Source organism: Rhizobium sp. GW821-FHT14E12 (genome assembly GCF_058803745.1).
Window position 1 is genome coordinate 301,970 of the sequence record NZ_JBXAPH010000002.1, and the last position, 11,076, is coordinate 313,045.

Annotated in this window: 11 protein-coding genes; all 11 read left to right on the forward strand. The window is 60.9% G+C overall.

The genetic code is table 11. The features are described from left to right. Positions 1-230 precede the first annotated feature (230 nt). The 11 genes from AC1RO0_RS09620 (at position 231) to AC1RO0_RS09670 (ending at position 11,074) form a co-directional block, all read left to right on the forward strand. Positions 231-1,253 carry a LacI family DNA-binding transcriptional regulator gene (locus tag AC1RO0_RS09620; protein WP_498592667.1) on the forward strand — a complete coding sequence of 341 codons (1,023 nt, stop codon included), beginning with the start codon at positions 231-233 and terminating at the stop codon, positions 1,251-1,253. 83 nt (positions 1,254-1,336) lie between these two features. Beyond that, a complete protein-coding gene (locus tag AC1RO0_RS09625; RefSeq protein WP_498592668.1) occupies positions 1,337-2,944 on the forward strand; it encodes an ABC transporter substrate-binding protein in 1,608 nt (535 codons plus the stop codon). A gap of 10 nt (positions 2,945-2,954) precedes the next feature. Then, on the forward strand, positions 2,955-3,923 hold the full coding sequence (locus tag AC1RO0_RS09630) for an ABC transporter ATP-binding protein (protein ID WP_498592669.1): 969 nt from the start codon (positions 2,955-2,957) through the stop codon (positions 3,921-3,923). Further along, positions 3,916-4,782, forward strand: a complete 867-nt coding sequence (locus AC1RO0_RS09635; RefSeq protein ID WP_498592670.1) for an ATP-binding cassette domain-containing protein — start codon at positions 3,916-3,918, stop codon at positions 4,780-4,782. Before AC1RO0_RS09630 ends, AC1RO0_RS09635 begins: the two co-directional genes overlap by 8 nt. 11 nt (positions 4,783-4,793) lie before the next feature. Further along, entirely contained in the window at positions 4,794-5,720 is a 927-nt protein-coding gene (locus AC1RO0_RS09640; protein WP_498592671.1) for an ABC transporter permease, read from the forward strand. Positions 5,721-5,744: 24 nt separating this feature from the next. Further along, entirely contained in the window at positions 5,745-6,632 is an 888-nt protein-coding gene (locus tag AC1RO0_RS09645) for an ABC transporter permease (protein WP_498592672.1), read from the forward strand. Between the two features lie 40 nt (positions 6,633-6,672). Next, on the forward strand, positions 6,673-7,485 hold the full coding sequence (locus AC1RO0_RS09650; protein ID WP_498592673.1) for a glycerophosphodiester phosphodiesterase: 813 nt from the start codon (positions 6,673-6,675) through the stop codon (positions 7,483-7,485). Positions 7,486-7,662: 177 nt separating this feature from the next. Beyond that, entirely contained in the window at positions 7,663-8,448 is a 786-nt protein-coding gene (locus tag AC1RO0_RS09655; protein WP_498592674.1) for a GntR family transcriptional regulator, read from the forward strand. Positions 8,449-8,493: 45 nt separating this feature from the next. After that, entirely contained in the window at positions 8,494-9,423 is a 930-nt protein-coding gene (locus tag AC1RO0_RS09660; protein WP_498592675.1) for an ABC transporter permease, read from the forward strand. Beyond that, on the forward strand, positions 9,420-10,277 hold the full coding sequence (locus AC1RO0_RS09665) for an ABC transporter permease (protein ID WP_498592676.1): 858 nt from the start codon (positions 9,420-9,422) through the stop codon (positions 10,275-10,277). The genes AC1RO0_RS09660 and AC1RO0_RS09665 overlap by 4 nt, the downstream gene beginning before the upstream one ends. 5 nt (positions 10,278-10,282) lie before the next feature. After that, positions 10,283-11,074, forward strand: coding sequence for an SDR family NAD(P)-dependent oxidoreductase (locus AC1RO0_RS09670; protein WP_498592677.1), 792 nt, complete (start codon positions 10,283-10,285; stop codon positions 11,072-11,074). Positions 11,075-11,076 lie beyond the last annotated feature (2 nt).

Here is an 11,076-nt window from a genome sequence, read left to right on the forward strand (position 1 = left end):
GCCCTAGCTAGACCGGGGTTCTCCTGCTTGGCAACGCAAAGAAGCGTAGTCGCGCGGCAGAAATCCGGTGAAACTGATGTTCCGGAACGGCATAAGCGCGTCAGGTGAATGCATGTGCAGCTTGATATCAGAGCAGGCGGCTTGCCCTGCCGGTGGTGTTTCGCCATTGTCGCCGCGCAGCGGATGAGCCTTTTGGGGGGGATGTGAAGACTCCGGCGAGAATAGGAATCATGGACGTGGCGCGGCTGGTGGGGGTTTCGGCTGCGACGGTGTCGCGCGTCCTGAACGACCGCACGGATGCCCGTATCAGCCTGGAGACACAGGAGCGGGTCAGGGCGACGGCGCGCGAGGTCGGCTATGTCGTCAACCGGCTGGCCACCTCGCTCAGAACCCACCGCACCGGCGTCTTCGGCGCCATCGTCGGCAGTCTTTCGGGTCACTACCAGCCGCATCTGACCGGCTGCCTGCAGGCGGCCGCGCAGAGGCGAGGGATGGAGCTGTTGGTCGCGCAGGCAAAAGCCGATGCCGGCGAGGTCGCCGGACAGTTGCATCTGTTTCAGGATGATTTTTTCGATGGCGTGGTCATGGTCACTGATCTGCCCGGCCATGAAGCCCTGTGCGACCATCTCGATCGCATGGGCAAGGCGCATGTGACGCTCTGCGGCGGTCTTACCGGCTCGAAACCGGCGGTGCTGACCGATGAATGGCTCGGCATGCGTTTGCTGTTCGATCATCTGGTAGGGCTCGGACATCGCCGTATCTCGTTTGTCTATCGTGAAAGCCGGAGCGCTCTTCGTGATCGCCGATCGATTTTCGGGGAAATGGTCAGCGAAAGCGCCGGAGCGATCCAGGGCGGTGTCATTTCCTTTGAAAGAGATGAGGCGGCTCGGCAGACGTTTCGTCAGCTATTGGCGTCGCCTTTGACAGGGCCAACCGCTTTGATTTGCGGAAGCGACGGGCTCGCGATCGAGGTCGTGGCGGCATTGCGGGATATAGGGCTGACAATTCCTGATGATGTATCCGTCGTCGGCTATGACAATGTCCCCGACACGGCCTACTGGTCGCCGCCGCTGACGACGGTGGCGCAGCCGACCGACCGCCTGTGCGAAGCCTCGCTCGATCTGCTCGTTGAGCTGGTGGGCCTTTCTCCGGAGGCTCGCGCTGCCACGCGGCCCATGCGGCTTGTTCCGCCGGAACTTGTCATACGTGCGTCATCGGACATCCCTAGTTTGCGGCAAATTCCTCCTGCCTAGTTTGAAAGAGTAGTTTTTCACGGCAGGTGGTCCTTTTTCTTTTGCGCAAACGTTTGTGCAAGCCAGAACCGGAGAGCCCGTCGATGTCCGAGAACACCTTCAATGGCCTGAATACGGTCATTACCCGCCGTACGACCTTGCTGATGGGGGCGGCCGCCAGCCTTTCGACCCTGATGCCGGCGCTGCCCGCCTTTGCGGACGATGCTGGCGACAGCAGGCCCGAGCTTCGCATCGCCGTTCAGCTGAACCCGGTCTCGCAGGAGACTGTCGATGCTGCCAGCAACGTCGCTTTCCGCAACAACTACTCGATCCACGAAACGGTTCTTGCTCTCGATATGCGGGGGGACTTCTCGGTAAAGCCCAATCTCGGCACGTCCTGGACCTGGATCTCGCCGACCGTTCTGGAAATGAAGCTGCGTCCCGGCGTGATCTTCCACGATGGTCGCGAAATGACCGCTGAAGACGTGGCCTTCTCCTTCGGTCCCGAGCGACTGCTCAACAAGGATGCGCCGGGCTATCCCACCTATCGCACCAGCTTCACCAGCCTCGATCATGTCGAGGTGGTCGATCCGTTGACGGTGCGCTTCGTCACCAAGTTTCAGGACCCGATCTTCCTGCAGCGCCTCGCATGCTATGCCGCCTCCGTCATCAGCAAGGACGCCTGGCAGAAGAACGGCGGCAACTGGACGACTTGGCGCCAGAAGCCGGTCGGCGCAGGTCCCTACAAGGTTGAGAGCTATACCGCCAACGAAAGCGTGGTCCTTGTGTCCCACGACCAGGCGCTTCGCGGCAAGCCCGCCGCCAAGCGCGTGACCTTGCGCATCGTGCCGGAAGTCTCCTCGCGCATCGCCGGTCTTCTTGCCGGTGACTATGACATCGTCACCGACCTACCGCCCGATCAGCTCTCCTCCGTCTCCGACAGCCCCGGCCACGCGATCGTCGGCGGCCCGGTTCCGAACCACCGCATTCTCTTCTTCGACAAGACCAATCCGGCATTGAAGGACCCGCGCGTCCGCCAGGCCCTGATCCTCGCTATCGACCGCCAGGCCATCGTCGATACGATCTGGAACGGCCGCACGCGGGTTCCGAACGGCTTGCAGTTCGAGCTCTATGGCCCCGTCTATCTCAAAGATTATCCGGCCTATAAATACGACCCGGACCAGGCCATGCAGCTTCTGAAGGATGCCGGCTATAACGGCGGGGAAATCGAGGTCCGTTCGCAGAACAACTACTACGCGGCGGAAAATCCCGTCACGCAGGCCGTGGTCGCCATGTGGCAGGCCGTGGGCGTCAATGCCAAGATGAAGTTCGTCGAAGGCGGCAAGCTGTTCGAAGGCACGTCCAACCGCGCAACAGGCAACTGGTCGAGCACAGCGCAGATCCCGGATCCCTTCATTTCCTTCTATACCCAGTTCGGAGCAGCCGGTAACCTGAACTCGTTCAAGATCTGGCAGAATGCCGATTTCGACGCCCTTGGCGCCAAGATGGAAACGGCGGTCGACCCTGCCGACCGCGCCAAGATATTCCGCGACATGCTGCACCTGGCGGAATGGGAAGATCCGGCTGAAACGGTTCTGCATCAGAACGCCGTCTTCTTCGGCATTCGCAACGGCGTAAAGTGGCAGCCATTGCCGGCCTTCCAGATGGATCTCGGTCCCGGCAGCCTCACCCTCGAAACGCAGAAGAGCTGAGCCGTTCGGAATGGCGACTCCAGTTCTTTCGGTCGACAATCTGAGCGTGACGTTTCGGACCAAGACCGGCCGGTCCCATCCGGTCAACAATGTCTCCTTTGACCTTGCCGAGGGTGAAATCCTCGGCATCGTCGGGGAAAGCGGCTCCGGCAAGAGCGTGACCTGTCTCGCCCTTGCCGGTCTGTTGGGGCCGACGGCAAGCGCCACCGGGTTCGTCTCCTTCGAGGACGCCATGTATGATGCGGCCGAACTCGGGGCGATGGTACGATCGAAGCTGCCGTCCATTGGGTTGATCTTTCAGGAGCCGGTCTCCTGTCTCGATCCGGTGCGGACGATCGGCTCGCAGATTGCCGAGGCGGCGATGAGCGCCGGCATGTCGGCAAGCGAGGCGAAGGCCGAAGCGCTGCGGCTTCTGGCGGAAGTGGCCATTCCACAGCCGGAGACGCGTTACAACGCCTATCCGGCGCAGTTTTCCGGCGGCATGTGCCAACGCGTGATGATCGCAACGGCGCTTGCCATGCAGCCACGGCTGATCATCGCTGATGAGCCGACGACGGCGCTCGACGTTACCGTTCAAGCGCAGGTGGTGGCGCTGTTGGTGAAGGCGGTACGCGAGCGCGGCATCCCGATGATCTTCATCAGCCACGATCTCGATCTCGTCTCCGAGGTCTGCGACCGCATCGCGGTGATGTATGCAGGATCGCTGGTCGAACTCAACACCACCGACAACATCTACGACAATCCGCGCCATCCCTATACGCGGCTGCTGCTGGAGGCGATGCCCGGACGCGGCACGCCGCTGGAAAAGTTGGCGGATATTCCCGGCGAACTGAAACTGCATGACGCCATGCCGTCCGCTTGCGCCTTCGCCCCGCGCTGCCCGCGCGTCGAGGCGCATTGCGCGACCGCAGTTCCGCCACTGATCGCGGGCGCGGCATCGCTTGCCTGCTTCAATCCATGGAGTGCCCACGATGTCTGAGACAAGGTCGCAGTTGAATGGGGATGGGGCGGCTCTCGCTCTCGCAGCCCGTAATCTGCAATTCTCCTACTCGTCCGGTTTCTCCCTGTTGCCGCGACGAACCCAGGGATTCCACGCGATCAAGGATGTGAGCCTGGAATTGAAGCCCGGCGAGACGCTGGGGCTGGTCGGGGAATCCGGCTGCGGCAAGTCGACGCTCGCCTCGCTTCTTTGCGGCGACCGGTTGCCGACCTCGGGAAATATCGAGCTGTTCGGCCAATCTTTCACCAACCTGATGAAACCGAACAGGAGAGGGCTGGCAAAGCGCCTGCAAGTGATCTCTCAGGATACGCTTGGCGCGCTCGATCCGCGCCGCACCGTTGGGCATCAGATGCTGGAAACGCTGGCAATTCATAAAATCGGCGAGCCCGCCGACCGGCACGACCGCGCAGCCGAGACGTTCAAGGCCGTCAGCCTCCCAGCCTCGGCATTGCAGAAATTCCCACACCAGCTTTCCGGCGGCCAACGCCAGCGCGTTGCCATTGCCCGCGCCCTGATCGTCGAGCCGCAAATCCTCCTCTGCGACGAGCCGGTCTCGGCCCTCGACGTGTCGGTGCAAGCCCAGGTTCTCAATCTTTTGCTCGAACTCCAGCGTGCTCGCGGTCTCTCGTTGCTGTTCATCAGCCATGACGTGCGGGTGGTTCGCCATGTGTCGCATCGTGTGGCGATCATGGAAGCGGGTGAGATCGTCGAGACCGGCCGCACCGAAGAGGTTTTCTCGAACCCCGCGCATCCCTACACCGCGAAACTTCTGGCTGCCGTCCCGCACGGGCGCCGGCAGAGGCTGCGCCAGACAAATACCGTTCTCGAAACGCTCTAGGGAGACCCGCGATGTTCCAGGCCGTCATCCGCGCCCTTCTTAGGGCCGTCGTCACGCTTTTCCTCGCGATAACCTTTACCTTCATCATCCTGCGCGTCAGCGGCGATCCCCTGCATTCGCTGTTGCCGATCGAGACGCCGCCGGAAGTCGTGGCGCTGATGCGTCAGCAATGGGGCCTCGATCAGCCGCTTTACATCCAGTATTTCTCCTATCTCGGCCATCTTCTGCGCGGCGATTTCGGCACGTCGCTGGTGAATGGGCAGAATGCGCTGACGCTGGTCTTCTCCAAGGTTCCCGCCACACTGGAACTGATGGGAGCTGCCCTGGTGGTGGCCTTCGGTGCTGGCGTGCCCCTTGGTATTCTCGCCGCGCAAAACCGTGGCAGCCTCATCGACCGCTTCGTCATGGCTCTGGCGGTGCTGATGCATTCCCTCCCGAATTTCCTTATCGCCATCCTGCTGATCCAGCTTTTTGCCGTATCGCTTCGGCTGCTGCCGAGCGGCGGCGGATCGACGGCGGCGCATCTGGTCATGCCGGTTCTGGTCATCGGCCTCTACAATGCCGGCATCATCGCCCGTTTCGTGCGTTCCAGTACGCTGGAAGTGTTGGGGCAACGCTATATCCTGGCGGCCCGCGCCAAGCGGATCGGCGAGCGCGCCGTGCTGTGGCAGCACGTCATGCCCAATGCGGCTTTGCCGCTTTTGACCATGCTCGGCTTCCTGATCGGCGGCATGATCGGCGGCGCGGCGGTGGTCGAGACCGTCTATGCCTGGCCAGGTGTTGGCCGCTTTCTCGTCTCCTCGGTCGCGCAGCGCGATCTCAACGTTGTCCAGACCATCGTCATTCTCGTCACCGCCACCATGGTGAGCGCCAACCTGCTCATCGACTTTCTCTATATCCTCGCCGATCCGCGCCTGCGGCATCGGGCAGCGGCCTGAGCCGTATTTTCGAAAGGTATCACCATGGCGAATGCCGCAACCGGCGTGGACGATCTGACCAAGGCCAAGGCCGGGAGATCGCCGCGTAGCGCCAGGCTGGATCTGATGACCGCAATCTGCGTGCTCGTCCTCGTTACCTTCATCCTGGCTGCCGTCTTTGCCAATCTGCTCGCGCCCTATGGCTTCGCGCAGATCGATCTTCATGCCCGCAAGGCGCCACCGCTCTTCTTCGGCGGCACGTTTCAGCATGTTCTCGGCACGGATGAGCTCGGCCGCGATATTCTGAGCCGTGTCTTCTACGGACTTCGCACGAGCCTGCTGATCGCGCTTGGCGCATCGGCGATCAGCGTCACGCTCGGCACGATGCTCGGCCTGCTCGCCGCCTTTCGTCGTGGATTTGCCGACATGCTGATCCGCGTGGCCGTGGATTTCCAGGCGTCGATGCCCTTCCTGATCATCGCGCTCGCCGTGCTTGCCTTCTTCGGCGACAACCTCTGGCTCTTCATGGGGCTGCTTGGCCTCTACGGTTGGGAGCGCTATGCCCGGCTCGTCCGCACCATGGCCGGTTTGGAGCTTGAGCGCGGCTATGTCGCGGCGCTGAAGCGCAATGGCGCGAGCACCGCGCGCATTGCATTCATGCATGTGCTGCCGAACATCCTCTCGGTCGTGCTGGTCAACCTGACAGTGGTGCTGCCGGAAATCCTGCTGCAGGAATCGGTGCTGAGCTTCCTTGGCCTTGGCATCCAGCCGCCACTCGTTAGCCTCGGCAGCATGGTGGGAGCCGGACGCGATTACATGATGACCGAATGGTGGATCTCGATGCTGCCGGGGCTCGTAATCTTCCTGCTGTCGCTGTCGATCAGCTTGATCGGCGACTATCTGCGCGACGCTCTCGATCCGACGCTGCACTGAGCTTTCAGCAATAACCGCTTCATATCCAAGGAGAATTCCCTTGCCTTTGTCTCTTCACGCCGCTCGCCACGGATCGCTTCGCATTGCCGCCCATCGCGGTTTCAGCCGGCACTTTCCGGAAAACACCATTCTCGCCTTTCAGAAGGGTGTGGATGCCGGCGCCAACGAGAGCGAGATTGATCTGATGCTGACCCGCGACGACAAGATCGTCGTCATGCACGACCGCACGCTGGAGCGCACCACGGACGGCTGGGGCTTTGTCGGCGATCGTGACCTCGACGATATTCTGGCGCTGGACGCCGGTGCGAAATTTGATCCTCGCTTTGCCGGCACCCGCGCGCCGACGCTTGCCGAAGCGATCGCCTGGGCCAAGCAGACCGACACGCGCCTTGCCATCGAGATGAAGGAGCGCGACCGCGCCGATCGGCTCACGGATGTCATGATCGGCACGCTGCGGGACATGGATGCGTTCGAACATGTCGCCATCTCCTCTTTCGATCATATCGATCTGCGTCGCGTGAAGGAAATCGAGCCACGCCTGCAGACGGAGGCGATCCTGCATCATCGTCCGGTGGATCTGATCAACTCCATGCGTTCAGGTGGTATCGATGGTGTCTCGCTGGAACTGAATTACTTTCATCGCGCCGACGCGGAAGCTTTGCAGGAAGCCGGGATTGCGGTGCGCTTGAGCCTGCCACTGCCGGAACGGATTGTGAAGTTCTGGCAGCGCGGCCGGGACCCGCTTCCCATGATCCGGCGTTGCGTCAAGGACAGGCTGATTGACGGCCTGATTGGCGACGATGTCGACTTCCTTTGCATGCTGAGCAGAAGTGCCGCCGCACTCGAAGGCTGAACCGGCTTTTTTCCGGCTATGGCCGCGCTATGTTCCGATTGGAGGATGGCGCGGCTAATTTTCATTGCCAATTTTTTCCCGAACCAATCCCAGGCTCAGCAAAATAGTCCGCAATATCGCTCGTTCGCGCAAAACTGACACTTCAATATCTCAAACTGAGATGTTAGTTTTGCTCTCATGTTCGATACTCAAAGTCCATTCCTGCCGACCGGCATGCCGGATGCCGTCTCGATTGCCGAGGATAGGCTGAAGCACGCCATCATATCCGGCGCGCTTGCGCCCGGTGAGCGGCTGTCCGAGGTCGGGATTTGCAAGGACTATGGCGTGGGGCGTGGCATTGTGCGTGCAGCTCTTGCCAGGCTGGCGCATTCCGGTTTCGTCACATCTCAACCACGCAGCGGCTGGAAGGTTACTCCGATTACCGCCATTGGCCTGCGGGAGGTGATCCTTGGCCGTCGCCAGCTTGAACCGCTGCTGGCTGATGTCGAGCTTCCGGCTGAGGAATTCAGGCGTCTGGAGACGCTGTGTGACATGCATGCGGCTTTTGCTGCCGCACACACCGCCGGCCTGGACGAGCAGATCGTTCCGGCGCGGCGCTACGAGCGTCAATTGAAGCATTCGCTGGTGACGCATCTGAGAGCACCGTTGATTGCCAGTTGGCTCGAAAATCTCTGGGATAAATCAGAGCGTTATGTCGGTTTCCTCGAGGCGAGTGATGGTCGAAAACTGCCGCTGACCGATTGGAGCGTCTTTATCGATGCCAAGCGCTCGGGCCGCGTGCAGGAGGCGCGCGAATATCTGATCGAGGTCTGCGAGACTTTTGCGCAATTCACTCAGGCGCGATTTCTGGAAGCTGACGTTGCAGCCATCGAGGTCGCTCCCAAGAAGTCAAAGACGCCAGCCGTCGATTTTTCCACAGCGGCTTCATCCAAAAATCAAACCAATCCGAAGCGGATGAGCTAACTCCCCCTTCAGTTTTCCTGCGGTCTCCAATAACGGGAGCAAGACGTGCCTGCATTCATCGCCAAGCGTCTGTTGCAGGCCCTCGTCGCTTTGTTCGGCGTGGTGACGCTCGTCTTCTTTCTGCAGCGACTGACCGGCGATCCCGTACTGCTGCTCGTGCCGCCGGATGCGAGCAGGGCCGATATCGACATCATGCGGGCCGCCCTCGGGTTCGATCAGCCGCTTTATCTTCAATATCTCCGTTTCCTGGCAGGCTTGTTGCGCTTCGATCTCGGCCAGTCCTATGTTCAGCATCTGCCGGTGCTGGATATTATCGGCAGCCGTGTTCCCTATACCTTGTCGCTGGCATCGGGCGCCTTGGTGGTCGCACTTGGTCTTGGCGTGCCGATCGGCGTTCTCATCGCCGTCCGCCGCCATTCCTGGGAATCGCGCTGGCTGATGAGCTTCGTGCTGATCGGCCAGTCGATGCCGACCTTCTGGACGTCCATTCTGCTGATCATGCTGTTTGGTGTGGTGCTGCGGTGGCTGCCGACATCGGGTGCAAGCGGCATGACAAGCCTGCTGATGCCTGCTTTCGCCCTGGGATTCCTGTCGATGGCGACCTTCGCCCGTGTCGCCCGCACGGCCGTTCTGGATGAGTTGGAGAAGGACTATGTCCGCACCGGCCATGCCAAGGGCCTGTCAACGGCACGCATCGTCATACGCCATCTGTTGCGCAATGCGGCGGTGCCGCTGGTGACGATATCGGCGCTTGAAATCGCCAATCTGCTGACCGGCGCCATCATCATCGAGACCGTGTTTGCCTGGCCGGGCCTTGGCCAGTTGACGATACAGGCAATCAGCGCGCGGGATTTCCCGATCGTGCAGGGTATCGTGCTGATCGGCGCCGCCGCCGCCATTCTGCTCAATCTTCTCGCCGATGTTCTCTACAGCGTCATCGATCCACGCATTCGTCTTTCGGGGAGGCAGGCATGAGCGTTTCGGCCGCCGGATCGGTGAGACTTATTCGCCGCACACCTATGGGCGTCGTGATCTCGGTCGTCGTCCTGACCCTGATCGTGCTGACGGCAATCTTTGCGCCGTTGATTGCGCCACACGATCCGAATACGCAAAATCTCCTCGGCCGGTTGAAGCCGCCGGGTACGGTGGCGCGTAACGCGCTCTATCTGATCGGTTCCGATGAACTGGGACGCGATACGCTCAGCCGTCTGATCTACGGCGCGCAGGTCTCGCTGTTCGTCGCCGTCGCCTCCGTGTTGCTGTCGGGAATTTTCGGCTCCGTCATTGGCATGCTCGCTGCATTTTATCGTGGCTGGACCGAGACGCTCATCATGCGACTGGTCGATATTGTTCTCTCCGTGCCCGCCATCCTCTTGGCGATCATCACGGTGGCGGTGCTCGGTCCCGGTCTTTTGAATGTCGTGCTGATCCTGGCGTTGACCCGCTGGCCGCGCTATGCGCGCGTTGCCTACGGCCAGACGTTGACGGTCGTCAATATGCCCTATCTGCGTCTGTCGCGGTTCATGGGAGCGGGCTGGTTTCGAGTCCTTTGGCGGCATGTCCTGCCAAACATCGCCGGTGGGCTGATCGTCGTCGCAACGCTCGAATTTGGGCTGATGGTGTTGTTCGAGGCTGGTCTTTCCTTCCTTGGTCTCGGCGTGCAGCCGCCGACAGCCAGTTGGGGGGCGATGCTTTCGACCGGGCGCAATTATGTGGCAACAGCCTGGTGGCTTTCCGTCATGCCTGGTGCGGCGCTCTTTCTTCTCGTTCTTTCCGTCAATTTCATCGGCGATCACCTGCGTGATCGCCTCGACCCACGGAGCAGTTGAGTCACATGGTTGATTTTTCAGAGGATTTCAAAGGAAAGCGCGTTGTCGTCACCGGCGCTGCGGGGATCTTTGGCGGCTGGATCGCACAGGCTTTTGCAAATGCTGGTGCACACGTCCTTCTGACGGACAAAGATCCGGCACGTCTCAGCGCCGCTACCGAAAGTCTCGCAGGCAACGGGCATCTGAAATTTGCAGCGGATCTGACATCGGATGCCGATATCAAGGCATTGCTGGCCTATGTCGCTGAGAGCTGGGGCGCAGCGAACGTTCTCGTCAACAATGCCGGCATTTATCCATCCGGTTTCCTCCTCGATATCGATGCCGACGACTGGGACAAGATCTTCGGCATCAATCTGCGCGCGCCGTTCCTTCTGTCGCAGGGTGTCGCGCGCCAGATGATCGATCAGGGCGTCAAGGGCTCGATCATCAACATCTCCTCCGGCGCGGCACGCAAGATGCGGCGCAGTGTTGTGCCGTATTGCGTGTCCAAGACGGCGCTTGATCGCTTGAACAAGGGCCTTGCCATCGAGCTTGCCGAGTTTGGCATCCGGGTCAATATCGTCGAGCCCGGCTTTGCGCCCGGCAGTGAAGTTAGCCACCTGACACAGGAGCATATCGACAGCGTGCTCGGCAATATTCCGCTCGGCCGTCCCTCGCAGCCGACAGATGCGGCCAATGCTGTCCTCTTTCTCGCATCCGATGCCGCAGCCTATATCACCGGCTCGACTCTGGCGGCCGATGGCGGCAATTCCATCGGATCGCTTGCCGTCTATCAGGCGAAGAAGAAGCCATTATAAGT